General features: G+C 69.0%; 17 protein-coding genes and 6 pseudogenes. 8 read left to right on the plus strand and 15 right to left on the minus strand.

The window, feature by feature from the left end; all coding sequences use genetic code 11:
• The first annotated feature begins 91 nt into the window (after positions 1-91).
• The 3 genes and pseudogenes from ACGF8A_RS25115 to ACGF8A_RS25125 form a co-directional block, all read left to right on the plus strand.
• Positions 92-991 (plus strand): hypothetical protein, encoded by a 900-nt coding sequence (locus tag ACGF8A_RS25115; RefSeq protein ID WP_393111835.1) that lies wholly within the window; start codon positions 92-94, stop codon positions 989-991.
• A gap of 60 nt (positions 992-1,051) precedes the next feature.
• A pseudogene (locus tag ACGF8A_RS25120) lies at positions 1,052-1,219 on the plus strand (transposase); the annotation flags it as partial.
• 107 nt (positions 1,220-1,326) lie between these two features.
• Positions 1,327-1,632 (plus strand): annotated as a pseudogene (locus tag ACGF8A_RS25125) (IS3 family transposase); the annotation flags it as partial.
• Here ACGF8A_RS25125 and ACGF8A_RS25130 read toward each other — a convergent pair.
• Positions 1,599-1,790, minus strand: a pseudogene (locus tag ACGF8A_RS25130) (IS1380 family transposase); the annotation flags it as partial. The pseudogenes ACGF8A_RS25125 and ACGF8A_RS25130 sit on opposite strands and share 34 nt — an antisense overlap.
• Before the next feature lie 207 nt (positions 1,791-1,997).
• Here ACGF8A_RS25130 and ACGF8A_RS25135 point away from each other — a divergent pair.
• Both ACGF8A_RS25135 and ACGF8A_RS25140 read left to right on the plus strand, forming a co-directional pair.
• A complete protein-coding gene (locus ACGF8A_RS25135; protein ID WP_393111837.1) occupies positions 1,998-3,218 on the plus strand; it encodes an FAD-dependent monooxygenase in 1,221 nt (406 codons plus the stop codon).
• A gap of 242 nt (positions 3,219-3,460) precedes the next feature.
• Positions 3,461-4,213, plus strand: coding sequence for an MBL fold metallo-hydrolase (locus tag ACGF8A_RS25140; protein WP_393111839.1), 753 nt, complete (start codon positions 3,461-3,463; stop codon positions 4,211-4,213).
• Between the two features lie 183 nt (positions 4,214-4,396).
• Here the strand turns inward: ACGF8A_RS25140 and ACGF8A_RS25145 are convergent, their stop codons facing one another.
• The 3 genes from ACGF8A_RS25145 to ACGF8A_RS25155 all read right to left on the minus strand — a co-directional run bounded on the left by ACGF8A_RS25145 (position 4,397) and on the right by ACGF8A_RS25155 (position 8,800).
• Positions 4,397-4,795, minus strand: coding sequence for a hypothetical protein (locus ACGF8A_RS25145; protein WP_189880498.1), 399 nt, complete (start codon positions 4,793-4,795; stop codon positions 4,397-4,399).
• Complete coding sequence (locus ACGF8A_RS25150; protein WP_358569927.1) at positions 4,795-5,070, minus strand: hypothetical protein; 276 nt, start codon at positions 5,068-5,070, stop codon at positions 4,795-4,797. The genes ACGF8A_RS25145 and ACGF8A_RS25150 overlap by 1 nt, the downstream gene beginning before the upstream one ends.
• A 910-nt stretch (positions 5,071-5,980) precedes the next feature.
• Positions 5,981-8,800: an AAA family ATPase gene (locus ACGF8A_RS25155; RefSeq protein ID WP_393111842.1), complete on the minus strand. Its 2,820-nt coding sequence runs from the start codon at positions 8,798-8,800 to the stop codon at positions 5,981-5,983.
• Positions 8,801-9,010: 210 nt separating this feature from the next.
• Between ACGF8A_RS25155 and ACGF8A_RS25160 the strand changes: the two genes are divergently transcribed.
• On the plus strand, positions 9,011-10,720 hold the full coding sequence (locus ACGF8A_RS25160; RefSeq protein WP_393111844.1) for an FAD-binding protein: 1,710 nt from the start codon (positions 9,011-9,013) through the stop codon (positions 10,718-10,720).
• A gap of 409 nt (positions 10,721-11,129) precedes the next feature.
• Positions 11,130-13,817 carry a pyruvate dehydrogenase (acetyl-transferring), homodimeric type gene (gene aceE / locus ACGF8A_RS25165; protein WP_393111846.1) on the plus strand — a complete coding sequence of 896 codons (2,688 nt, stop codon included), beginning with the start codon at positions 11,130-11,132 and terminating at the stop codon, positions 13,815-13,817.
• 187 nt (positions 13,818-14,004) lie between these two features.
• On the opposite strand, the pseudogene ACGF8A_RS25170 reads toward aceE, so the two are convergent.
• The 3 genes and pseudogenes from ACGF8A_RS25170 to ACGF8A_RS25180 form a co-directional block, all read right to left on the minus strand.
• Positions 14,005-14,169, minus strand: a pseudogene (locus ACGF8A_RS25170) (IS1380 family transposase); the annotation flags it as partial.
• Positions 14,170-14,561: 392 nt separating this feature from the next.
• Positions 14,562-14,711, minus strand: coding sequence for a hypothetical protein (locus ACGF8A_RS25175; RefSeq protein WP_393111848.1), 150 nt, complete (start codon positions 14,709-14,711; stop codon positions 14,562-14,564).
• A 101-nt stretch (positions 14,712-14,812) separates the two neighbouring features.
• Entirely contained in the window at positions 14,813-15,316 is a 504-nt protein-coding gene (locus ACGF8A_RS25180) for a reverse transcriptase N-terminal domain-containing protein (RefSeq protein ID WP_393111850.1), read from the minus strand.
• A gap of 375 nt (positions 15,317-15,691) precedes the next feature.
• On the opposite strand from ACGF8A_RS25180, the pseudogene ACGF8A_RS25185 reads away from it, so the two are divergent.
• Positions 15,692-15,901, plus strand: a pseudogene (locus ACGF8A_RS25185) (IS630 family transposase); the annotation flags it as partial.
• A 39-nt stretch (positions 15,902-15,940) separates the two neighbouring features.
• On the opposite strand, the gene ACGF8A_RS25190 reads toward ACGF8A_RS25185, so the two are convergent.
• From ACGF8A_RS25190 to ACGF8A_RS25225, 8 genes and pseudogenes are all read right to left on the minus strand, one after another.
• Positions 15,941-18,445 carry a SpoIIE family protein phosphatase gene (locus ACGF8A_RS25190; RefSeq protein ID WP_393111852.1) on the minus strand — a complete coding sequence of 835 codons (2,505 nt, stop codon included), beginning with the start codon at positions 18,443-18,445 and terminating at the stop codon, positions 15,941-15,943.
• Between the two features lie 705 nt (positions 18,446-19,150).
• Complete coding sequence (locus ACGF8A_RS25195; protein WP_393111854.1) at positions 19,151-20,212, minus strand: hypothetical protein; 1,062 nt, start codon at positions 20,210-20,212, stop codon at positions 19,151-19,153.
• Positions 20,209-21,108 carry an ABC transporter ATP-binding protein gene (locus tag ACGF8A_RS25200; protein WP_393111856.1) on the minus strand — a complete coding sequence of 300 codons (900 nt, stop codon included), beginning with the start codon at positions 21,106-21,108 and terminating at the stop codon, positions 20,209-20,211. Before ACGF8A_RS25200 ends, ACGF8A_RS25195 begins: the two co-directional genes overlap by 4 nt.
• Positions 21,109-21,185: 77 nt before the next feature.
• Entirely contained in the window at positions 21,186-21,593 is a 408-nt protein-coding gene (locus ACGF8A_RS25205) for a GntR family transcriptional regulator (protein ID WP_393112060.1), read from the minus strand.
• Positions 21,594-22,173: 580 nt separating this feature from the next.
• A pseudogene (locus tag ACGF8A_RS25210) lies at positions 22,174-22,382 on the minus strand (transposase family protein); the annotation flags it as partial.
• Between the two features lie 246 nt (positions 22,383-22,628).
• Entirely contained in the window at positions 22,629-23,546 is a 918-nt protein-coding gene (locus ACGF8A_RS25215) for an NAD-dependent protein deacetylase (RefSeq protein WP_393111858.1), read from the minus strand.
• A gap of 349 nt (positions 23,547-23,895) precedes the next feature.
• On the minus strand, positions 23,896-24,900 hold the full coding sequence (locus tag ACGF8A_RS25220) for a HEAT repeat domain-containing protein (RefSeq protein WP_393111860.1): 1,005 nt from the start codon (positions 24,898-24,900) through the stop codon (positions 23,896-23,898).
• Positions 24,901-24,906: 6 nt separating this feature from the next.
• Positions 24,907-25,575 carry a HEAT repeat domain-containing protein gene (locus ACGF8A_RS25225; protein WP_393111862.1) on the minus strand — a complete coding sequence of 223 codons (669 nt, stop codon included), beginning with the start codon at positions 25,573-25,575 and terminating at the stop codon, positions 24,907-24,909.
• Positions 25,576-25,733: the final 158 nt, after the last annotated feature.

Below are 25,733 nucleotides of genomic sequence, written 5' to 3' on the forward strand. Positions count from 1 at the left end.
TCCTCAACCGGCGGCTTCACCTGCCCAGCCCGTGGCACCAGCATCCCTCCCGGCCACAAGCTACAAGCAACTCACCCCAAAGTCAGCGGCATTGCGTCTAGACGACGGCTCCTACCTGTCGATGATCGGCACCGTCAACGTCCGGGTCATCGACGCCGAGATCACGGTGACCTGCGCCGACGGCACCGTCTTCACCGGCTCTTACCGGCTGGTCACCACCTTGACCGACGCCCGCCGGCACCCCGCGGCGGCGCTCATCAACCTCTATCACGAGCGCTGGGAACACGAGAGCGCGTACTACGCGCTCCGCCACACGATCCTGGCCGGTCGGACCCTGCGCTCGACCGACCCCGCCGGCCTCGAACAGGAGATGTGGGCCCTGCTCACGCTCTACCAGGCCCTACGGGCCGTGATGGTCGAGGCCGCAGAGTCCGTCCCCGGCACCGACCCCGATCGTTGCTGCTTCACCGTGGCTCTCCAGACCGCCCGTGACCAGGTCGTCCAGGCCATCGGGATCGTCCCCGAGGAGCCCGGCTCCCTGGGCCTGATCGGCCAGCGGGTGCTGGCCCGACTCCTTGCGCCCCGCCGTCACCGGACCAGCACCCGCAAGGTCAAGTCCCCGACGTCCCGCTACAGCGAGCGACGCAACGACGGCCGCCCCGACCAGAGCCGCATCATCACCCACCTCGCCGTCACCGTCCTCGAACCCGGTCCCGAACAGCCGCCTCTGCCCACGGCCTCCCGCGACGACCGCCACACCGTCCCAGCCCAGCGCCGGCGGCATCGCATTCTCGCCCTGCTGCAGCACGACCCGACCCGCCTGTGGAGACCCGCGGAAATCGCCGCCCACTTCGGCGACGTCACCCTGCACACCATGTATCGGCAGCTGTCCCGATGGGCCAACACCGGGCTCATCCACAAGCTCGGACCCGGCCTCTACGCGGCCACAGCCTGGACCTCAACCCCCTTGCCACCAGCACAAACAGGCTAACTTCCCGGCCTTGGGCCTTGTCCCCGAGTGGTGGACACCTCTGGGTAGGAGGCATCTTCTATGGTGATGAAGGTCTACTCGCCCGAGTTCAAGGCAGACGCCGTCGCGCTGTACCTGTCGGACCCGAGCCACACCTTCGAGGGCATCGGCAGGATCTGGGGATCAGCCGCGAGACGCTGCGTAACGGGGTACGGGCCGAACGGGCCCGCCACTGCGGGGGCAGCACGACGGGCATGGAGAAGAACACGGTGGATTCCCCGCCGACGGCCGAGGAGCTTCAGGCCGAGAACGAGGCCCTGCGCCGGGAGCTGGCGGCAGCCCGCAAGGAGATGCACAAGCTCGCTACCGAACGGGACATTCTCCGCAAGGCGACGAAGTTTTTCGCACAAGAGATGACCTGGTGACCAACCGCTTCCAGTTCATCGAGGACCACCACCGCGCCTGGGGCGTGAAGCGGTTGTGTGCCGTGCTGGAGGTCGCCCGCTCCAGCTTCTACAAGTGGCGGGCCGGCCGTGAGGCCCGCGCCGCGCGTGAGCGGGCGGACACCGCTCTCGCCGAGCGGATCAGGGCCGTGCACGCCGAGACGACCGAGGATCACCGCCGAGCTGCGCGACGACGGTGAGCACGTGAACCACAAACGTGCTCCGGGATGCGGCCGTTCCTTTCGGACGATCAGTCGCATGCCCCTGGGCCAGCCGTCCAGCAGCTTGCCGGTGAGCTCAGCGACCCAGGCCGCGTCCCGGATCTCGCCATTGGTCTCGACGTCCGCCGTCCAGGCCGATGCGGGGACTGGGACAACAGGGCCTCCTTGCAGTCGAGCCGGCTTCGCAACCCTCGTGCTGCACCGGAGGTCCTGCCTTCATGCGCCCACCCGGCCGAGATCACCCGACCAGGGACCCCGTTCGGTGATGAGGTCGCCCCTTTGGCGCCCTGCGAGGAGCAGCGACATTTCGGAACGAGTGACTGACCAGATGACTGATCTGGTCAGTGTGTGTACTCTGGTGTCATGAAGACGAACACAGCCCCTCGTCAGCGGGCTCTCATGGTCGGACTCGGCATCAGCGGAACCGCCTCCGCACTGCGGCTGCACAAGGCGGGCTGGGACGTGGTCGTCCTGGAGAAGGCGCCAGAGCGCCGCCGTGGCGGCTACTGGCTCGCCCTTTTTGACAGCGGGATCACCGCGGCGGAACGACTGGGTGTCCAGGTACCGAACCGCTCCTCGGCGGACATCGCCTACTACACCCTCGATCGCGCGGGCCGACGGCGGCGCTATGTGGGTTTCACCGATATCGTGCCGGGCCGGTCGCGCCCGCTGATGCGCAGCGACGTGGAGACCGCTGTGTTCGATGCTCTGCCCGAGGATGTCGAGATCCGGTTCTCCTGCGTACCTCTCGCGATACGCCAGGACGCGGACAGTGCCGAGGTCGAGATCGAGGACAGGGCGGCCGGGAGGGTGAGCACCGAACGCTTCGATTTGGTGGTCGGGGCCGACGGCCTGCGCTCGACCGTGCGCCGGATGGTGTTCGGGCCCGACGAAGGCTATGTCCACCGCCTCGGCTACATGCTCGCGGCGTGCAGCCTGCCCGGACCGGTCCCCGGATACAAGAGCACCGACGGAGTCGCCCAGTTCGAACTGGGCCGCTCGGTACATGTGTTTGCCTTCGGGGACCGGCCGCCGACGGTGCTGTTCAGCTACATGAGCGACGACGTGGACAGCGAGTTCACCCGGCCTGCCATCGACTCGCTGCGCGCGGCGTTCGGACCGCAGCCCAAGGGCTCGACGCTGGGCTGGCTGCTCGACCAGTTCGAGAAGGCACCTGACCACCTGTTCGACACCGCCGAGCAGGTGCGGATGGACAGCTGGCACAAGGGCAGGGTCGTCCTCGTCGGTGACTCGGCTTGGTGCCTGACCCTCTACTCCGGCATGGGGGCCTCCAGCGGCCTGGCCGGCGCTGACCAGCTGGGCGCCATGCTCGAGCGGTACCCCTCCGACATACCGCGGGCGCTGCAGGCCTGGGAAGACAAGCTCCGCCCCTTCATCCATTTCCACCAGAGTTCCGGCATGGCCATGCGCAAACTTTTCGTATCGGGCGACCACGCCGAGTACCGGAGACTTTCCGTTCTGTCGAACGTCATGGCCAAGACGTTCAACAGGAAAATTTTCGTCAAGTTGCGGCGTCGCAGCAAGGCCTCTCAGATGAAGACGGTCGACCTTGCCACGGCATGACACTCGCTTCGGTGCGGCCCATCGCACGGGAGGCTCACGCGACGCCGCAAAGACACAGGATCGATTCAACGCGATTCGCGAAATCTCCTGGAACTCTTAAGCGCAGGCGCCGTCGGAACCAGATGATGAAGAGCGGCTTCGAAACACCGGACCCCCAACCAACGCAGCAACCCGCAGTCGAGAAGAACTCGTGATTTGCATTGCTGTGCCGACAAGCACAAACCTCACCATGAGGAGAGATTATGAGGTCAGGAATGCAGCAAGTCGCCCAAGGAATTCACTGGGTGCATGGGAGCAACGCCAACTGGGTGATCATCAAGGATGGGGATGCCGTCACCCTGGTCGACACCGGATACCTCGGTGATCGGCAGCTGCTCCTTGAGTCCCTCGCAACGGTCGGCAGTTCACCTGAGGCGGTCGCTGCGGTGCTGCTCACCCACGCCCACAGCGACCACATCGGCTCGGCGGAGTACCTGCGCGCCACGTACGGCACACCGGTCTACGTGCACAAGGCCGAAGTACCCCACGCCCGCCGGGAGATCCTGCAGCAAGTGGGCCTCGGGCAGGTGCTGCGCAACAGCTGGCGCCCGGGGGTGCTGCCGTGGGCGCTGAACGCGGTACGTGCCGGCGGTAACGCCCACCTCCCGGTGACCTCGCCCGAGCCCTTCCCGACGGCGGGCCCGCTGGATCTGCCCGGGCGCCCGGTGCCCGTGCACACACCCGGCCACACCGACGGACACGCTGTTTTCCACCTACCGGACGCCGGAGTGGTGATCTCCGGCGACGCCCTGGTCAGTGGCCACACAACCTCGCGGATCGAAGGCCCCCAAGTGCTACCAGACATGTTCCAGCACGAGCGCCCCCGGGCGCTGGCCTCGTTGGAGCTGATCGAAGGGCTGGAAGCCGATGTGCTACTGCCTGGGCATGGACCGGTCCACCGGGGTTCTGTACGCGATGCCGTGCGCCTGGCCCGGCAGAAAGAACGGGCGCTGTAGTAGTCCTGCTATCTCGGGTCTGGCAAACGAACGGCCCTGCTCACATTGAGATCGTCTCATCCTGATTTCGCAGTTCGTCGGGCTGTCAATCCCCTCGAACCGTGGAGACGATCTATGCGGCCAGTCCTTCGGCGAGGGTGGCCCGGTAGTCACGTTCGTAGTCGATCGGTCTCTTGAACCCGGTTACTGACCGGGGTGGACGGCCTGGACGCCGGTGCCGGCGTAGGCCTTGGGGGTCAGGGTGAGAAGAAACCGCCCGGCGGGGTGGGCGGCGGATGGGCGGGCGGCGTGGATGGCGTGGACAGCGGCCCAGGAGTGCCCGAAGCGCAGCAATTCGGTGGCGGTGACCGCTGCGTCAGTGTCGAACGCCTCGATCCGGATGAACCGCAGCCCCTTGATGTAGCCCAGCAGTCCGGGCCGCTCGGCGTCACCGGCCGTCAGCGACAGCACCGGCGCATACAGATCACCGAGCCCGCCGGAGGCCTGCACGTAGAACGCGGCGACCGCCTCGTTGAACGGATCCTTCGGGTCGTACAGAGCAGCGGCGGTCGTGTGGTCCAGGACGACCGAGATCGCCGCCACTACGCGGCCGTCTGCGAGCCATGGTGCGCCCCGCCCAGGCGCTCCAGCAGCGCCCGGGCCTTCGCCTCGGCCTCTGGGCTGGGCGCGCTGCCGAGGGCGGAAGCGAGCTCGGCACGGGCCAGCTCGGCACGCTCGGCGTATTCGGCCTGAGTCGGAGTGCCCTGCGCAAGGTCCTCCACCAGGCTGCGAATGGTGGTGCCGTGCTCGGCCGCCAGCTGCGCCAGCCTGTCCCGCGCCGCCGCGCTCACCTTGATGCTCGTCTCGTCTGCTGCCATATTCCTCACTCTACCGCGCTCCTCTACTGCTGGTAGAGGAAACGTGACTATGCGGCAACCCGCCCACATCCGGAAGATCGCTTGGGTGCGGGGCCCGACGTGTCCTATGTCCCGGAAGCCGGGCCACCGCCATCAGGTGGCGTTGGCCCGGCCGGGTACGTCCGGCCAGCCAGTACACGTCCGGATCACCGGTAGCCGTCACTGGCCGAGGGTCAGCCAATGATCACGGAAGCGGGCGATCATCTCCGGGGCCCGGTCGCGCTGTTCCTGCGGATTCGTGCCTGGTCTCGCTGCCGCCGTCGGCGTTTGCGCCGTTCAGCCCGGCGCTCGCGGTATCGGAAGTATTCGCGTACCAGGTCCCGCTTGTGCTGGGACTCATCGGGTACCACGATCTTGGCCGGACCGAGAAGGAGCGACACCACGAGCGTGGCGCACACCGTCACCACCACGGCCTGCCAGGGAGCGTTGGCCATCGTCGGAGCCGTGACGACCGCTGCCGCTGACCACGCTCACAGCCGCCGGCCGGACCCCTCCAAAGCGGGACTGCTGGACCGGCGCGCTCACCGGACTCGCCTCTCTGTCTTGGTCGGGCGCCGCTCCCCGACCTCGTCGCACTCACCCGAGGGTGAACCAGCCAGTACACCAGCGCCACGACGGGGACCGGACCACCACCAGGCGCCCGGCTCCTCTGCCACCCACATCGCCTTGTAACCGGAGACGCGAAAACTGACGGCCCGAGCGGCGCGCAATCCGACCCCGGTCCATGTCGGCGGGCGGGCGCCGAGTGCGGCCACGGCAGCCAGTGGCTTTGCACCGGCCAGACGGGAAGACCCCCCCTCCCGAGGGGCCGCTCTTGCGGACTGTTCCGAGAAGTACCCCGTGTACCCCCCCCCACCCCGTGTGGGCGGCATCAGTCGGATTGCACAGTTTCTGTCCCGTTGGCGTCCGAGGCCGGAGCGATCGAGAGAGCGCCCGGCAGCGCGCGACGCGAGTTGATGCCGAGTTTCGTGAACACCTTCCGTAGATGCCACTCCACGGTGTGTGGGCTTATGAACAGCTCCGTACCGATCTTCGTGTTCGTCATGCCGTTGGCGGCCCGAGTTGCGATCTGTGATTCTTGTGGGGTCAGGGCACTCGTCGGGTTGGCTTCTCGAACCCGGACGTGCTCGCCGGTGGCGAGCAATTCGCGGCGAGCGCGCTCCGCGAATGCCTTCGCCTGCATTCCGTCGAACATCTCGTGGGCCGTGCGAAGATGCTCGCGGGCGAGCGCACGGCGACGGGACCGACGTAGCCACTCTCCGTAGAGGAGATGGGTACGTGCTACTTCCACGACAACGCGGCCGCGCGTGAACTCTTCGACGGCGGACTGGTAGAGGCGGTCGGCCTCGTCATCGTCGTCGGTGAGGAGGGCTTGGCTGCGGGCGCTGGCGCCGCATGCCCAGCCGGACTTGGCGGTTCGGGCGAGTTCGATCAGGTGGGTGAGCGAGGCGCGCGCTTCGTCGATCTTGCCGCAGCGGGTGGCGGCTTCGATGTGTTCGACTCGCGACAATCCGGCGAAGTTGAATCCGTCATGTTCGATTCCGGAGCGAGCGGCTTCCAGTGCCTGGTCGTAGCGTGCCATGCCGTTGAAAAGCACGCCTTGGCTGTAGCCCGTGACGCCCAGGAGGGATACCTCGCTCCGTTCTGCGGTGTCTGTCTTGGCGTTTTGGATGATGCCGGCGGCAGCGTCTTCGTCGCCTCGCCATGCGGCCAGGACGAGCGCTGCGAATTGATGCGGTGCGCGCCCGGTCGCCGCGCCGATGGCGTCGGCTTCGTCGATCATTTGGGTTGCTTCGGCGAAGTTGCCGGTGTGGATGTGGACCCCGCTGAGGTAGATCAGTGCCGGCGGTAGTGCGCCGAGTGCTCCGATGTCGCGAGCCAGGCGCACCGCCCGTGTTGCCAGCGCATCCCAGGCATGCAGGTCCCAGGCGTGGTGAATGACCGCTTCCAACGCGACCGGGGCCAGGAGAAGCCAGCGCATGGTCGCCTCCCGGGTGCCGAGTTCCTCCTGTGCCAGAGGTTCCAGCGCGCGCCGCAGAGCCGGGACGCCGGTCTCGTAGCCGTCTGTGAGGAGCGTGGAGACACCGTCGAGGAGCAGGTCGGCGGCCTTGGAATCCGAAGGAGGCGCCCCGGATGCGCGGGCCGCGATCGCTGCGGCGCGGGCACCTGTCGGACCGTGGACCGTGCTGGCGAAGATGGTCGCGCTGATCGCCTCGAGGTAGGTCTCGCGTGCCAGTGGCGACTCGGCGGCCGCAAAGTGTGCGGCGGCGTCGAGGAACAGAGGTGCCGCCTCGTCTCTGCGGCTGCGGGCGATGAGGATCCTGGCACGCAAGCGTGTCTGGCGTGCGCGGTCCATAGGGGAGAGGGGGCACAGTTCGGCCCGCGTCGCCAACTCCGTGGCGTTGTCGGGGGAAGCGGCTGACAGGTGCGCCTCGGCGGCCGAGAGGGCCCTGCGCCCCCGCGTCCCGGGATCCGGCGTCACATCGGCTGCGCGCTCCAGCAGAACCGCCTCGGCGGCCATGCCGCCGCGCTGCCGGGCACGGCCGGCGGCCTGCTCCAGGCCTGAGGCCGCTTCCTCGTCCGGCCCTTCCGCGGCCTGCGCGGCATGCCAGGCCCGCCGGTCGGGATCCAGTACCGGGTCCGTGGCCGCGGCCAGCGCCTGGTGTACAGCACGGCGCTTTTCCGGGTCGGCGTTGTGGTAAACCGCGGAACGCGCCAGCGGGTGCCGAAACCGAACAGACTCACCGAACTCGATCAGGCCGGCCGCTTTGGCCGGTGCGCCATTGCGAGGGATCTTCATGTGGGTGGCTGCGCGCATCAACAGATGTCCGTCACCGACCGGTTCCGCTGCGGCGATCAGCAGCAGCGTTCGCGTGTGCTCCGGCAGCGAAGCAAGCCGACTGGCGAAGTCCTGCTCGATGCGGCTGGACACCGTTCCTGTTCCCCGGAGATCAGTGGAAGTGGAGGCCACACCGTAAGCCAGCTGAGCCGCGCTGCTACCCCGGGAAAACTCAAGGAGCGCAAGAGGGTTGCCGTCCGTCTCGGCCACCATCCGGTCCCGGACCCGCTTCTCCAGCCGCCCGCCGACGGCAGTCTCGAGGAGTTCTCCGCCTGCGGCGGTATCGAGACCCCCGATCCGCAACTCCGGCAGACCGGCGAGTGCTGCCTGTCCCTCAGGGTCGCGTACCGCGAAGACCATAGCTATGGCCTCGGCGCACAGTCGCCGAGCCACGAACTCCAGCGTCTGCAAGGAAACCTGGTCAAACCACTGGGCGTCGTCCACCACGATGAGTACCGGTCGGTTCTCTGAAGCCCGGGTGAGCAGAGTCAGCACGGCGAGGCCGACCAGAAAGCGGTCGGGTGGATCGCCTGCTGCCATCCCGAATGCCACCCGGAGGGCATCGCGCTGGGGTTCCGGCAACGCTTCGACGCCGGCCACGAACGGCGCACATAGCTGGTGCAGGCTCGCGTAGGGCAGCTCCATGTCGGCCTCGATGCCCTGCCCCCGGGTCACCGTCACACGTGACGCCTGGCCAGCCGCATACTCCAGAAGCACCGACTTCCCGATACCTGCTTCGCCGCGGATCACCAACACACGGGACCCACCCTCACGCAAGGTAAACAGCATGTCATCGAGTGCCGCGCACTCGGTGCGTCGGCCGACCAGGGCGGGAAGCGGGCTTGTGGCCATGCGACTCGACTCCTAGAGGATGCCCGGGACCACCCCAGGGCAATTTTCGGAACTCTTTGCAAAAACAATACCTGGGACGTCTCGGACCACGTGGGCGGCATGAGGTCGAGCAACTGTGACAGTCTCCACACTTTGTGACCGCGAAATTGTCACAGACGTCGCCTCTATCCGGTCGACAGGTACGGTCCGTCCGCCGTCACAGGAGGCCTCATGTCATCGCTCGGTCACCACCTCGCCACATCCGTCCTTGTGGTGGGCACCGGGACAGCAGGTCTTCGAGCAGCTGTCGAGGTCGCCGAAGCCGGTGTGTCGGTCATCGCAGTAGGCAAGCGCACTGCCGAAGACGCCCACGGTGTTATGGCGGCTGGTGGGATCAACGCGGCGTCGGCCACCGTCGGCCCTGCGGCGACGTGGGAGCAGCATGCGGCTGACACGTTGCAAGAGAGCGGCTTGCTGGCCGACCCACGCACTGTGCTGGTCGTGGCCCACGAAGCCGCGCGGAGACTCCACGACCTCGAGCGTTACGGCATGCGTTTCGATGACCATGGCGATTTGCGGACCAGCCACCGTCAACGTGGCGCCCACTCATACTGCAGAGCCGCGCTCGGGGACGAGGTCACAGCCTCGCAGGTACAGCGAGTGCTCCTGAAACGGGCAAAGCAACTCGCCGTTCCCATCCTGACGAGCCTGTTCGTCACTCGGCTTCTGGTCGACGACGGCACGGTGTTCGGCGCCTATGGATTCGACCTCGCCGACGGTTCGCGCTACCTCGTACACGCCGACGCCGTCATCCTGGCGACAGGGGGGCATACCCGCATCTGGCGGGTCACGTCCTCGCGCCGCGACGAGAACACCGGCGACTCCTTCCGCCTGGCCACCGAGGCCGGTGCCCGGTTGCGCGACCCCGAACTGGTGCAGTTCCACCCCTCCGGGCTGATCAAGCCAGAGAAGGCGGCCGGCACACTGGTCAGCGAGGCTGCACGCGACCAGGGCGGGATCCTGCTCAACAACCTCGGCGAGCGGTTCATGACCCGCTACGATCCCGAGCGCATGGAGCTGTCCAGCCGAGACAAGGTCGCGGTGGCCTCCTACACAGAGGTCAAAGAAGGCCGCGGAACCCAGGCCGGCGGCGTGTGGCTCGATTTGTCCCACCTGCCGAGAAAGACGGTTCTGGCCCGACTCTCAGCGGTGCACCAGAGCCTCTTGGAGCAGCACATGCTCGATGTCACCCGCGACCCGATCGAGATCGCACCGACCGCTCACTACTCCCTTGGCGGTATCTGGGTCAGGCCTGAGGACCACAGCACCGATGTCGACGGACTTTTTGCGATCGGGGAGGCCGCCAGCGGCCTGCACGGCGCAAACGAGTTGGAGGGCAACTCACTGATCGAACTACTCGTCTACGGCCCGATCGCCGGCCGGGCCGCAGTGGAGTACTCGGCCAAGCTCACCGGCCAGCAACGGTCACTCGGAGCAGTTCGCGACGCCGAGTCGGACGTGAGCCGACTCCTCACCGCTGACGGCGACCAGAACGTCCGCGCGCTGCAACGGTCAGTACGCCACCTGATGACTGAGCACGCAGGTGTGGTGCGAAGCGAAGCCGGACTCGCCGCCGGCCTCGCCTGCCTCGCCGAGATCGAAACCCGAATGGTCGACGTAGGCGTCCACGTCGACATCAGCGGCTTCCAGGACCTGGCACACGCCTTCGACCTCAGATCCGCCGTCCTCGCCGCACGAGCGACCCTCGAGTGCGCGTTGCAGCGGCGTGAGACCCGGGGCTGTCACCACCGCTCCGACTATCTCGATCTCAATCCGGACCTGAGAGTCAACCTGTTGTGGTCGGCGCAGACAGGGGTGAGCTACGAACCGGTCCCCCCGATTCCCACCGCCATCGCTGAGTTGATGCACGACGTCCCGTAGCCGCCTGGCCCACGACACGCCCAGCATCGCCACAGCCGCTGGCTGCGAGCACGTCTCCACGACTTCGGTGCCGAGGGCCTCCAGTGACCGGCTCTCATCGCGGCGTGGCTGAGCAAGTCATCTCGGGCTCCCTGCCGTGTCGTGCGGGCAGCCGGAGCCTGCCCCCGACCGGAGTGCTGTCCGGCGATCCGTGTCACGTTCCGCTCGGGGGCCCGGTCAGTAATACGGCACGGGGTGCACCAATCGCGTCCAACGGTGTCACAACACTGGCACCGTGGCTGTCGTCCGCGACGAGCCGTCCGCGTGAGTGCTGTCCGTCGCCCCACGCCCCTGGGTGGCCGGGGACCCGCACGTCTGGTTCGGTCGCCCCCGTGTTCTCTTTCCCCAAGACCGTGACAGGAAGGCTGCCATGAGTGACCCGGTTTCCCCCGTAAAGTCCACCGCGACGAGCCAGCTCGACCAGCTGCCCGACCGTGACGCCGAGGAGACCACGGAATGGCGGGCCTCGATGGACGCGGTGATGAGGAACGCGGGTCCGGAACGGGCCGGCTACCTTCTGCGGCGCATCCACGAGCACGCGGCCCGGTCCGGCGTCGCGCTGCCCGGCCTGCTCTCCTCGCACTACATCAACACGATCCCGGCCTCGGCACAGCCGGCGTTTCCGGGAGACCTCGCCATGGAGTCCCGGATCACGGCGTGGAACAGATGGAATGCGGCGGTGATGGTGTCCCGCGGATCTCACCTGGGCCTGGGGGGCCACATCGCCACCTACGCGTCGGCGGCATGGCTCTACGAGATCGGGTTCAACCACTTCTTCCGGGGCAAGGACGAGGACGGCTCCGGAGACCAACTGTTCGTGCAGGGGCACGCGTCGCCCGGCATCTACGCCCGAGTCTTCCTGGAAGGACGGCTGAGCGAGGACCAGCTCGACGGTTTCCGGCGTGAGAGCGGTGGCAACGGACTGCCGTCCTACCCGCACCCCCGGCGTCTGCCGTGGCTGTGGGAGTTCCCGACGGTCTCGATGGGCCTCGGCCCCCTGGGGGCGATCTATCAGGCCCGGTTCAACCGCTACCTGCACGACCGGGGCATCAAGGACACCGCGCGTTCACGGGTCTGGGCGTTCCTCGGCGACGGGGAGACGGACGAGCCCGAGGCGACCGCCGCACTGACGCTCGCCGCCCGCGAGGGCCTCGACAACCTGACCTTCGTCATCAACTGCAACCTGCAGCGCCTCGACGGCCCCGTGCGGTCCAACTCCAAGATCATCCAGGAGCTGGAGGCGCGCTTCCGCGGGGCCGGCTGGAACGTGGTCAAGTCTCTCTGGGGCGAGGCGTGGGACTCCGTGCTGCAGCAGGACACCGACGGCGCGCTGGTGCGCCGTCTAGGCGCGGTGCCCGACGCCCAGATGCAGACCTACGCCGCACGGGACGCCGCCTACGTGCGCGAGCACTTCTTCGCCGGCGACGCGCTCGGCGGTCTCGCCGCGGGGCTGAGCGACGCCCGGCTCACCGAGATGTTCCGGCACTCGCGCGGTGGCCACGAGCCGCTCAAGGTGTACGCCGCCTACCGGGCCGCGGCCGAACACCGGGGAGCGCCGACCGTCATCCTCGTCCAGACGGTCAAGGGACACACGCTCGGACCGGACTTCGAATCGCGCAACGCGAACCACCAGATGAAGAAGCTCACGACACGCCAGTTCCGTGAGCTGCGTGACGCTCTGGAGCTTCCCCTCCCCGACAGCGCGCTGAGCGGGGACGTGGTGCCCTTCGGCCACCCCGGGGCGCAGTCTCCAGAGGTGCAGTACCTGCGGGAGCGCCGCGCCGCCCTGGGCGGCCCCGCGCCGGTGCGCAGGGTCGTCCACAGGCCGCTTCCGCAGCCGTCGTCCCGACCCTTCGAGGCGCTCCACAAGGGCTTCGGCAGACAGGAGATAGCCACGACAACGGCACTGGTCCGCCTCGTCAAGGACCTGATGCGCGACCCGGAGACCGGGCGCCGCTGGGTGCCGATCATTCCCGACGAGGCCCGCACGTTCGGGATGGAGTCGCTGTTCCCGACGGCCGGCATCTACTCACCCGACGGCCAGACCTACGATCCGGTCGACGCGGACCAACTCCTGCACTACCGGGAAGCCAAAAACGGCCAGCTCATCGACGAGGGCATCACCGAGGCCGGTTCGACGGCCGAGTTCACCGCCGCGGCCACGTCGTACGCGACCCACGGCGAACCCATGATCCCGTTCTACATCTTCTACGCGATGTTCGGGTTCCAGCGCACCGGCGACCAGTTCTGGGCGCTCGCGGACCAGTTGGGGCGCGGGTTCGTCATCGGCGCGACTGCCGGCCGCACAACGATGACGGGGGAGGGGCTGCAGCACGCCGACGGGCACTCCCACCTGCTGTCGTCCACCAACCCGGCTGCGGTGAGCTACGACCCGGCCTTCGCGTACGAGATCGCGGTGATCGTCAAGGAAGGGCTGCAGCGGATGTACGGCGAACGGCCGGAGGACGTCTTCTACTACCTGACGGTGTACAACGAGGCCAAGCCGCAGCCGCCCATGCCGGCCGAAGCGTCGATCGAGGAGGGGATCCTGCGCGGCATCTACTGCTACCGGCGGGCCGACTTCCCCGGCGCCGGGCCGGGGATCCAACTGCTGGCGTCCGGAACGGCCATCCACTGGGCCTTGGAGGCCCAGGAACTCCTGGCGTCCCAGTGGGGTGTCCGGGCCGACGTGTGGTCGGTGACGTCGTGGACGGAGCTTCGCCGCGACGCGCTGGCCGCCGACCGGGCGCGGCTGCGCGGTGAGCAGCGCGTGCCGTACGTGACCCGTGCGCTCGCGGGGGCGCAGGGCCCGGTCCTGGCCGTGAGCGACTGGATGCGGCAGGTGCCGGACCAGATCAGTCAGTGGGTGGAGCAGGACTACTCGTCGCTCGGTACGGACGGGTTCGGGCTCTCGGACACCAGGGAAGCGGTGCGCCGCCACTTCCACGTGGACCCCGAGTCCATCGTGGTGGCCGCTCTGGACCGGCTGGCCGGGACGGGAGCAGTCGACCCGGAGACGGTCACGAAGGCCCGCGACCGTTACGGCTGGCAGGGCTGACCCGTCGGTCCGGTGAGCGGGCACCCGGCGCTGTCACACAGGCGGCGTCTGAATTGTCTTACAGGTGGTGAGCCGGCCGCCTCCCCGCGCACTCGCCGTCTCAGTCATGGTTGCCGGCCGGTCGGGTGGTGCTGCTCGTAGGGGCGGGGCGGCGTCCGGTGGTGACGAGCTGAGCGGCCGCGGAGAAGCCCGGATCATGCACCGCCCGCGGCTTGCGCCACGGCACCAACACCGCCGATATCGCCTGATCCAGACCGGTCTTACGGACCGTCTCCACCAGCAGCACACCACCGGCCTGGGAGACGATCCCGCGGCCGCCGCCTTCGGTACGGACACGCGGATAAGACCCGATACGATTGTCGGGTAGCCCTGGTGCATTGCTGCACCAGGGCCCCCTCAGAACCGGACGTGCCCGCTTTCCAGGCATCTCGGCTCAAGCAAGCCCTGAAGGCTCTCGGGTGTGCTGATTTCCCGCACTGTCCGCCGTTTTGCGTCGGATGCACGAGGCGTGGGCGAGGCGGAGTTGCACCCCACCCGGCGTTCCTGCTCCCTGATAGGCGATGTGACGTGCTTTCATCGCTGTCCGGGTGGTGCAGAGCCACTGCTCCCACCCGGTCGGGGACTGCGGAGGCCGGCCGGCGTGCAGCAGCAGTTGGCCGCGATCGGATTGATCGTCCGCAGCATCGCGAGAGGAGGAGCGCCGCGAAGGGCACGGACCTCCTCGCGCAGCCGTTCCCGGATCCGCTAGACGGCCGTCGCGCTCGGCTTGATCAGCAGCTTGCCCCTTCGATAGCGGCGCACGTTGAATCCGAGGAACTCGAAGCCGGCCTCCGCGTGGACGATGCGTGTCTTGTCCTCGTTGAAGACCAGCCCCCTCGGCGGTCCATGCGGCAAGCCGCGCCTTGAGAGCGACGTTCAGGAGCACGGGGCTGATCACCCCGCCCTGGGGCGTCCCCCCCTGGGTCGTGGTGAACCGGCCGCGACCACGCCGACCTTCAGCCACTGCCGCACCACGTCCCGGGCGGGAAGGGTGCCGAGACGGGCGAGAAGGTCGTCGTGGTCGATGCGGTCGAACGCCGCCGCCAGGTCAGGGTCCAGGATCCACACGCGCCCGGGTTCCTCCCGTTCAGCTTGTTGTAGATGACCCCGATCGCGGCATGGCAGCCCCGGCCCGGGCGGAAGCCGTACGACCTCGCCTCGAACCGGGCCTCCCACTCGGGCTCCAGCGCGTTCGCCGCCCGGGCCTGATGGCATCGGTCGATGATCACGGGAATGCCGAGCGGGCGGCGCTTTCGCCCCGCCCCGTTCTTCGGGATGAACACCCGCCGGACCGGACGCGCCCGCCATCTACTGGAGCGCTGCTGGATGAAGCGCGCCAGTTCGGCCTCGCCCGGGGCGGTGAGCACGACCTGCCCGTCCACCCCGGCCGTCTTGCGTCCGGCATTGATCTCCGTCGCCCGCCGCACGCTGACCAGCGTGTGGGAAAGGCTCCGGAGCATCAGCTTCGGCAGGTTCCGCGTCCGGCCTTCCCCTTGCCTGTCGCCTCCGGGGGGAACGGAGATCCTCGGGGTTCTTCCTGGAGCTTCGCACCCCGCCGTTGCCAGCGACGCACGTCCAGGCGGGGACGGGTCATCGGACACGAACCCGGGACTACCCTGTCATCGGCGACACCGCCGACCCCCTCTCCAGGAGCATCCACTCAACACACACGACCTCGTGTCGGACTCTCACCTGGAAGGTGCCTCGGGCGGTGGCGGGAACAAGGACCTCAGCAATCCTCATTCTCGCTGGTCAGAGGCACTTTCTGCTTTCGTGATCACTAGTCGGACAATCCACCTGGTGAAAGCGTGGGGCTAGAACGCGATCATGTGCGGATGGCAGAGCGGGTACGCGTTCGCAAGATCGATGGCGACAACGGGCAGCGCCTGTTGCCGACCGTCCGTAGAGGCACCGGTTCGGTGGTGACCTGGCGGCGGGCACAGATGGTGCTGCTTTCCGCGCAGGGCAGGCCCGTGACAGAGATTACCGAGGTGACGTTCACCAGCCCGGACCGGACCCGGGACACGCTCCAAGAGCTGGGCGCGCGGGCCAAGCAGTACCTGCCGGAGTGACGCCCCGTCCGCTCAGTCGATGCGCTGTCCGTCGGTGCTCTGCTCCACCCAGACGATCTTCCCGTCGTCGGTGTAGCGTGTCCCCCAGCGGTCCGAGGCCCGCGCGACGAGGAGCAGCCCGCGGCCGCCTTCGTCGGTGGCACGGGCGTGCCGCAACCGGGGAGATGTGCTGCTGCCGTCGGAGACCTCGCAGGTCAGCACGTGGCTGCGGATGAGCCGGAGCGTCACGGGCGGCTTGCCGTACCGGATTGCGTTGGTGACGAGTTCACTGACGATCAGTTCGGTGGCGAAGGACGCCTCCTCCATGTCCCACGCGGAGAGCTGCCGGGTGGCCAGGGAGCGGGCCTTGGCGACCGTGGCCGGGTCGCTGGGCAGATCCCACGAGGCGACGCGTGCCGGGTCCAGTTCGTGGGTGCGTGCGACCAGGACGGCGGCGTCGTCCCGGGGCCGCGGCGGGACCAGGGCTTCGATCAGCATCGCGCACGTCGACTTCACGGGGCCCGGCGGGTCCGTGAGCAGGGCGGTCAGGCGCTCCTCGCAAGCGGCCTCGGGCAACCATCCCGGGAACAGGCCAGGGGTGTACAGGACCAGCGTAGAGTCCTCGGGGACCGCGAAGTCCTCCCTGCCGAACGGCGCCCCCGGGCAGCACAGCGTGTCGCCGACCGGGCTCCCCAGCCTCCTGACGGTGCCGTCCGCGAGCGCGACCACCGGCCACGGGTGACCGGCGGTCGACGCGGAGCAGCGCCGGGACAGGGGGTCGTAGATCAGATAGAGGCAGGTGGCCCCGCACTCCCGCCCGTGGGCCCACTTCGCTCCGTCCGGTGCCGCACGGTCGTCGTCGCCGGAGCCGCTCACGCCGACGGGCCCGCGCACCATGTCGTCGAGCCGGGCGAGCAGTTCGTCCGGTTCCAGGTCCAGGTCGGACAGCGTGTGCATGGCGGCCCGCAGCCGTCCCGCGGCGGCGGCCGACTGGATGCCGCGCCCCGGCACCCGGCCGGCCACGAGGGCCACCCTGGCCCCGGAGAGCGGCACGACGTCGACCCAGTCCCCGCCGGAGCCCGCGGACACGTACGCGTGCGCCACCTCCAGCGCCTGCTGGTGCGGAAGCCGGGCCGGGCGCAACGCGTGCTGCAGCGCGACCAAGGAGTTGTGCTCGCTCAGGTGCCGACGGGCGTTGTCGAGGCTCTCGGCCGTGCGCCGGCTGAGCTGGCCGACGAGGGCGACGTCGTCCACCCCGAAGGGCCTGCGCTCCCCCCAGCGGCAGAAGGTCGCGAGCCCGAGCACCCGGTCCTGGGCGACCAGCGGTGCGACGATCAGCGAGTGCACCTCCTCCCCGGTACCCATGGGCGTCCTCATGCCCCGCAACGCCTGCTGGCCCAGCGGGGAGAGGGGATCGACGAGGGTGGGCTCCAGACATGCCAGGGCCTCTCCCGGGGCCACCGGAGGGAGCGGCTCCTCGGGCACATCGGCCGTCCCGGAGGGGTCGTCGTCGCGGGAGCGGGCGGCCGCCCGGCGCAGTACGGTGCCCGGCCGTAGGGGCCCCGCCTCCAGGTCCTCGCCGGCGAGGACAGCCTCGAGCAACTCGACGGCGACGCTGTCGCCCGCGACCGGCACCGACACCTCCGCCAGGCCCCGGGCCGTGTCCAGCGCGTCGAGCGTGGCACCGATCCGGGTGCTGGCCTGCGCCAGCACCGTCAGCCGCTGGTGGGCGAGGTGGCGGTCGGTGACGTCCACGGTGGCGTCCGCGATGCCGAGGACCCTGCCGTCGGCGTCCTCCATCCGGAAGACGGAGGCGGAGTAGACGTGCTCGTGCTGGGGATCGCCAGGGGGGTGGATTCGCTTCTCGACGCCGACCGCCGGCTCACCGGTGGCGAGCACCTCCGCCATGACCCGCTCCACCGACTGCACTCCGAAGCCGGACCACACCTCCGTCGGACGCCTGCCCAGGGCCTCCTCGACGGAGGTGCCCTGCATGCCCTCGGCCGCGGGGTTGAACCGCACCAGGCGCAGTTCGGGGTCGAGCAGGAACAGTCCCGTGGGGGCACGAGTGAAGAGCATCTCCAGAAGCGCCCGCTCCAGTTCCGGGGTGTCCCCCAGCCGCGCGAACCCGCCGGGAGCCGCCAGCCGGCGCATGTCCGCGGTCGCGTTCCGCTGCGCGGTCGGGTCCGGCTCGACGAAGCCGTCCGGATCGGCCGGGATCAGCAGCACGTCCCACCCGGTCCGCACGTCGGTGCGCTGCGGCCGGACGGCCAGCCGGCAGCGCACCAGACCACCGTCGCGGTGTCGCAGGGTGACGGTGAAGTCCTCACCGGCGGGGGCCTGGAGCCCTTCGACGGCCATGCCCAACAGCAGGTCCATGGCCGGACGCCCCCGTACGGACTCCTCCGGGTAGCCGAGCAGCTTCTGGGCTGCGGGGCTCCACCTCGCCAAGATGCCGTGCTGGTCGACCATGACGTGGATCCGCTCCCGGACCACGGGGTCGTGAACCGGGCGACCGGTGGTGTGCGACGCAGACATAACGATCAGCTCTCACTCGCCACAGAGCCCTGTATCCGTCCAGTCTCCTCCAAGGCCCCCCCGCGTGCATGGCCTCGACGCCCTCAGACCAGAGTGGAGCTGTGCACGCTGTCCGACGGAACGGAGGCGGAGCTCACCTTCCTCGGTGTGCGGCGCTGGACATAGGCGGCGGCACCTCGCCCGACTTCACGGCCTCACTGTCGCTCCGAGCAGGACGGCTGACCCACGAGCTTCCATGAACCAGTGGGCCGCCTTCTCCCGCTGCCGGAGCCGCCTGGACGACACCGGCATGGTTCGGGTCGTGCCGCCGGAGAGCACCACATGGAGGAGCGCCACGGGTGGCGCCGCTGCCGGGACACTCTGACATCGGCCAAGTCCATCTGATCACCACGGCACCCTTCGCACGGATACGGACCGCGCCGGGCGCCGTGCTCTTCCCTCGAGTGCGGCGCCCCAGCTGCCATATCAGGGCGTACCGAGGCCCCCGTAGCCGCCTGTGCTCGGATGCGGACGCCCACCCGAGGCTCGCACCTCGCTCGGGCTCCGCCAACGAAAAGCTGTGACACGCTATGTTTCGTGTCCTCCGTCGTGCTCCTCGGCCGGAGGTCGGGAGAACCGCAGACTCGTCGGGTCCGAGGATGCTGCCGCTCAGGGACGCCGGAGCCCGGCGGCTCCGGCGTCCCCGCGGTACGACACGGATGAACGCTATGACCGGCGCTGTACCCACCAGAAGCAGAATGCGGTGACGGCGCCCGTCATGGCCAGCAGCACCGCGGCCATGACCCACTGGAGCGGCCAGAAGTGGGTGGCCGGGTGGTACTGAATCCATACACCGGCCACGTCGTGGGCCCTGACACAGGCTGCGGATGCTTCGGTGAGACCACCGCATGCGGTGGAGGTGAACTTCTCTCCCGACGTGGTCAGGTACCCCCAGTCGATGTTCCAGGAGGAGTACGGCTTGCTGGGCAGGTCCATCGGCCATGCATGGGGTTGCAGAAGCCCCAGGGGAGTCGGTGAGCCGTACATGTCGGCGGTGAACTGTTGTGCCGTCGCCTCCTTCGTGGGCCACAGCAGGGGGCGCAGGAGACTCAGGCCGGCCCAGCCGGCGACGCAGGCAGCACCGGTGACGGCCATGGCCGCCACTGTGCGGCGCATGACGACGCCGATCGCCGCGCCGGTGACCAGTGCGATCAGGGACATGGCGACCGGTACCACGCCGATGTTGTGGAACGGCGGGGAGTCGTACCAGTGCATCCCCTTCAGCAGTTCGTCCGCGGGTTTCCACCACCAGGTGTAGAGAGCCGACAGGATGCCGGTGCCGACGAGCGTGACGACGGTGGGCACACCGAGTTTGTACGCGAACCACCGGGTGCCGCTGACGGACTGCGACCGCGACAGCAGATACGTGCCGTTCTCCATCTCACGGGAGATCAGGGGCCCGCCCAGGAAGACGCCGATGATCAGTGGGACGAAAGAGATCACAAGGCCGGTGTAGTGCAGCAGGTCGTAGAACTGCCCGCGGAAGGCGTTCACCCCCTCACAGCGCGGCTCAGGGGCGTCGTACACGCAGCCGAGCAGGTTGTGGGCGCCGATGTACCGGACCATTTCGGCGCGCTGGAAGACGACGAACACGGCGAACGCGGCGAGCAGGCCGGCGCCGGTCCAGAACGCGGCACGGTGCTGGCGCCAGATGAGCCAGACGGGGCCGGACAGGTGCGGGAAGCGCACAGGAGAGAGGGAGACCGTGGCGGCGTGGCTGTCGTTCATGCGGCGTCGTCCTTACCGGCGCCGGTGCGCGCGCTGGGAGTGATCAGGGGAGGGACGTCGGAGACACCGAGATAGGCGATCAGAAGCTCCTCCAGGTTTGGCTGGTGTCGCATCCATGTGCCGGCCACCGGTCCCTCGGGTCGGATCAGGGCCGTGACCTGCCCGCCGGAGCGCTCCGTCGAGACGACGGTGTGAGGGGCGAGTTCGGGGGGCGAGACGTGCCCGTTGTCGCGGCCGACCAGCATGGTGTGCGCGGCGAGCAGGTCGTCGATCTCCCCGGCCAGTTGTACGCGGCCCCCTGTGATCGTGAGGAGGTAGTCGCACACGGCGTCCATCTCGGAGACCAAGTGCGTGGACATCAGAACGGTGGTTCCGTGTTCGGCCACCTCGCTCATCAGAGCCGCCGTCATCTCGTGGCGCACACGTGGGTCCAGGTCGGACATGGGTTCGTCCAGGAGCAGCAGTCGAGGCCGTTTGCCGAGCGCAAGGGCGAGGGCGACCCGGGTGCGCTGGCCGCCGGAGAGGTGTCCGACCTTCGCGTGCAGCGATATCTCGCCCTGTGCCACGAGGCGCTCCGCGACCCCCTGGTTCCAACCAGGGTTCATCTCACGGCCGGCACGAAGCATCTCGGCGACGGTGAACCCCGGATAGAGCGGCTTGCTCTGCCCGACGAACGCCACACGCCCGCGACTCGCCGGCGTCCTCGGATCGTCACCGAACACACTCAGTGCGCCCTGAGTGGGCTTCAGCACATCGGCGGCCATGGACAGCAGCGTCGTCTTGCCCGCCCCGTTGGGGCCCACGAGGGCGCAGATCCGCCCGGCGGGCAGGCGGAAGCTGCAGTCCCGCAGTGCCCAGGACCGGCCGAACCGCCGTCCCAATCCGCGGGCTTCCAAGGCGGTTCGGTCCCGAGCCGGCCCTGCATGGTGAGAGCCCGGTCCGCCGGCATGGTCAGTGGGCAAAGGCTTGTTCATCACACTTCCTCAATGTCTGTCTCACAAGGCGTGGGCCCTTCGCGGGAATCGGCGGTATGGCCTTCTGCGGGCAGTGCGTCGTAATCCGCGATGAGGTCCGTGAACAGGGCGGCCACGTCGTCCCTCCCGACCCCCGCCGCGTGGGCCCGCCGCAGCCACTGCAACAGGCCCGTACGCAGAGCCGAGTCGCCGGAAGTCTCAGGTCGCGACAGTGACCGGGTCACGAACGTCCCGGCGCCCCGTCGTGATTCGACCAATCCTTCGTGCTCGAGTTCCCGGTAAGCCTTGTGCACGGTGTTGGGGTTGATGGCCGTCATCCCCACCACTTCGCGAGCCGTCGGCAGCCGATCGCCCGGCGCCAGCAGGCCCAGCCGCATCGCCTGCTTGGTCTGCTGGACGATCTGCATGTAGGCGGTCACGCCACTGCGTCGATCGATGCGGTATCGCACCCGAATCAACCTTCTACTAGTGAACTAGTAGAAGAAGGTTGCGGGTGAACCCGTCAGGTGTCAAGCCGAAGGCCTGGAGGTACGGCTCGGCAGAGGGAACGCCGCACAGCGGCCTTGTCCCGCTGTCACACGTACCGCTTCCTCCCTGCCCTACCGCGCACTGACGTTGGCCGCGGTCGTGATGACCTTGAGCGGCGTGCAGCGCCATCGTAGAGAAGGTGGTTTGCTGCTGGTCTTCCCCCGGTCGACCGGCGGCGGACCCGTGCCGACGCTTGGAGGGGTTGCAGCAGACAGCAGTTTCGACCAACTGCACCACATCCTGCTGGCCGAACTGAACGCGGTCGGCCACCTCGCGACTGGGTCGAGAGCCTGCGTGGACGGCTCCCACATCCACGCGAAGGGAGGGCTCCGACACAGGTCCGCTCGGAGCCGAACCTCAGCTTGCCTGGGTAGCGGTCTTGTGTTGCTGGCCGTGGTCGACCCGGTGGACGACACCTACCGGCAGCAGATGAGCCGGCGGCCACCGTTGACGTGCTTTTCTGAGGTGCCAGTTGTGAAGGATCTTCCAGGTCTTCACGCGGGCGATGGCGTGTTCGAAGTGGGCGCGAACTTTGCGGTGGGAGGCATCGTGTTCCTCATTCCAGGCCGGGAGTTCGCCTGGCCGCGTTCGAGGCGGTGCGGGATAACCAGGCCGGTGCCCCGGTAGCCGCCATCCGCGAGCACTGTCGTCTTACCCCACCGCGCCCGGAATACCGCAGGCTTACCCTGTCGTGCCGTTCTCGGGCGTCTCACGCGTGGCATCCGGAGGACGGCGTCCACTCCGCGGGACCGACGGACCGTTCGGCCGCGTCGCCGGGCGAACCGCGAGCGCCGAGCTGCCCGAGGGGAGGGGCGAGAAGCCGCCGGACTCGCCTGACAGATCGTCAGCCACGTGGGTCGGGCCGGACCTCGAGTGTTCCGCCACCCCCGACGGCCGCCCCGGAACGGCCCCGCTCATGTGCCCCGCACGACCGGGGGAGCCGCCTGGCCGTCGACGGGGATGTCCAGCCGCGCGGCCACGGAGGCGAGGGCCGCGCCCAGAGGGAGTGCGGCCCGGGTGAGGGCGTGCCGGTCACCCCGGGTCGGATCCCGATTGATGATCAGCACCGGCTTCCCGGCCTGCGCCGCCTGACGGACGAATCGGAGCCCGGACATCACCGTCAGTGAAGACCCCAGGACAAGCAGCGAGGCCGCCTCACCGACCAGGTCGCGGCAGTGCTCGACCCGCCGCGGCGGAACGTTCTCCCCGAAGAACACCACGTCCGGTTTGAGAACGCCGCCGCAGCGCGTGCAGGGCACCACGCGGAAGTCGCCGACCTGTGCGGCGGTGAGGTCGGCGTCGCCGTCCGGGTTGATTCCGGCGGCCACCGGCTCGAAGCCCACGTTCGCCTCCTCCAGGCGCCGGGCGAGCTCGTGGCGTGGGCTGAAGGCGCCGCAGGACAGGCAGACGACCCGGGCCAGGCTTCCGTGGAGTTCCACGACGCCCTCGCTGCCCGCGGCCTGGTGCAGTCCGTCGACGTTCTGGGTGATCACGCCCGTGAGCAGGCCGTGCCGCCCGAACGCGGCGACGGCCCGGTGCCCCGCGTTGGGGCGGGCGCGGCCGAAGGTACGCCAGCCGAGGTGGCTGCGCGCCCAGTACCGGCGCCGGGCCTGGGCGTCGGCCGTGAAGTCCTGGTAGGTCATCGGGGTGTGCCGGCTCAAGCTCCCGCCCTCGCCGCGGTAGTCGGGGATGCCCGACTCCGTGGAGATGCCGGCCCCGCTGAGCACCAGAACACGGCCGGTGCTCAGCGCGCCGGCGATCGGTTCCAGGTCTGTGGTGCCCGGCGGCAGGTCCTCGGAAGGGATCCAGCTCAGGGTGGGGCGCATGCGCATGCCGCCAGGGTACGGAACGGGATGTGCCGCAGGTCGTCCCCGGCCGGTCAGCAAGGACGGCGCTCCGCGGATCGGCAGGACGGGCGTACCGGCGAGCCGGGGGGACGGCGCTCCGCGGATCGGTAGGACGGGCGTACCGGCGAGCTGGGGGGACGGCGCTCCGCGGATCGGCAGGACGGGCGTACCGGCGAGCTGGGGGGACGGCGCTCCGCGGATCGGCAGGACCGGTGCATCAGCGAGCCTGCAGGACGGCGCACTGCCGAGCCGGAGGACGGCGCACCGCCGAGCCGGAGGACGGCGCTGCCCGATGCCCGACGGCCCTTCGAGGGGGTCAGCAGCGAGAAGCCCCCTATCGCGCACCGCGCAGCCCGAGAATGTACGTCGCCGTGAGCGCAACCGCCCGATCCTCGTCGTGTGACAGGCCGGCCAGGGCACGAGACGCCCCGTCCCCCGGGATTTCCGCGAGCGCCTGTGCCAGCCGCCGGCGTGCGGACGCTCCCATGGTGGCCCGGCCGAGACGCTCAACGAGCCGGGCGGAGATCTGATCCGCCATCGCCGGATCACTCGCCAGCCCGCTCAGGGCGTCAGCCGCGTCCACGTCGTTCACCTCATCGACGATCATGTCCAGGAGCGTCGGGACCGCGTCGGCCACCCCGCGTGCCCCGAGCTCAAGAGCCGCACACCGGCGGACCGTGACGTCGGTGTCCGTCAGGGCACTCCGCAGTAGCGCGGTCGCCTCGCCGGCCGGAATGTCGGCGATGGACTGGACGGCGCGCTTGCGGACCTCCGCCGTCGGTGAGCGCAGCCCCTCCGCCAGAAGTGCCAGTGCTCCGCCGCCCGACTGAGCCAGCGCCCATCGAAGGGCGCCGGCGACGATCGGGTCGGACTCGCTCAGCGCCGCCTCCACCACGGCCTCCACGGGCACCGCAGCTCCTTCGACCGCGGAAAGGGCCGCACGCTGGCGCCTTCCGGCACTCTCTGAACCCAGGGCCTGGAGGAGCGCGACGATTCGGAGCACGTCCTCCCAGCCGGCGGGTTCCGCGGCACCGATCCGGCCGAGTCGAGTGAGAAGCTCCGTCTCACTCGCGATGCGTTCCCGTGTCCGGCGGATCAGATCCTCGACGAGCTCCGCGGGCTCGAAGCCGGGATCGTCCAACGCGCGCCCGACCTCGCGCAGCGACAGACCGAGTGACCGCAGGCTCTCGATATGGAAGATTCGCCGGATGTCCTCGCCGGCGTACTCCCGGTATCCGGCATCGGTCCGTCCCGCGGGCCGCAGAAGGCCGAGCGACTCGTAATGCCTGAGCATGCGGGCGCTGACCCCGGACCGCTGTGCCACATCACCGATCAACACTGCCCATCACCCCTCGTGACCGCTCCTTCCCAGGGCTACGATGCGCTTCGCCTCCTCGATCGCGAAACCGATTCCGGCATCCGGGTCGCGCACCAGCCGTTCCGTGGCGATCGCGTGCTCACGCACATGCGGCTCCGCATCGGTCGTCGCGGCGCGCAGGACCGGCATGACCACCTCACCGAGCGCGGACAGAGCCCGGCTGAGACTCAGCTGTGTCTCCCGCTCGCCACGCCCGAGTTGGGTCGCCAGTACTTCAGCCAGTCCGGCTTGCGCACCCGGGGGCACCAGTACGACGGCTGCCCGCCAGGCGCTTCTCGCGACCTCGTCGTCGGCGTCGGTCAGCAGGTCCCGTGTGATCGCCGGCCACGCTCGCCGATCGCCGGCCTTGGACAGGGTGTGCAGAGCCTGACTGCGTGCCTGCGCAACGTCCGAGCGGAGCTCCTCGATGAGCAGGGGGACCGTGATCGACGGCGAGTGCCGGGTGAGTGCCCAGGTCAGCATGTCCCGCACGTAGAACTCAGGCTCGACCGCGCTTCTTTCGACGAGTTTGCCGACGAACCGGACGTCCGGAGCCGTGCCCACCGCCAGCGCCGCCCGCAGCCGCACCGACGGGTTGCTGTCGTCCAGTCCCTGCAGAGCTCGCATCGTGTTCGTGTCCTCCTGCGGCGCGATCATCGGCCACCTCCTTGCCCGCAGTGAAGGCCTTGCCACCGTGTCAAGGTCAAGCCGAACGGCTCACGCCGGCCGGACCTGGCCGGCAGCGCAGAGGGAAGGTCACCGCTCCAGGGGCCTCGGCTGCTCTAGGGTGGTGCCCGGGGAAGGGGCCGGTGTGC

This window comes from Streptomyces sp. NPDC047706 (assembly GCF_043204795.1).
In the GTDB taxonomy this organism is placed as follows: domain Bacteria; phylum Actinomycetota; class Actinomycetes; order Streptomycetales; family Streptomycetaceae; genus Streptomyces.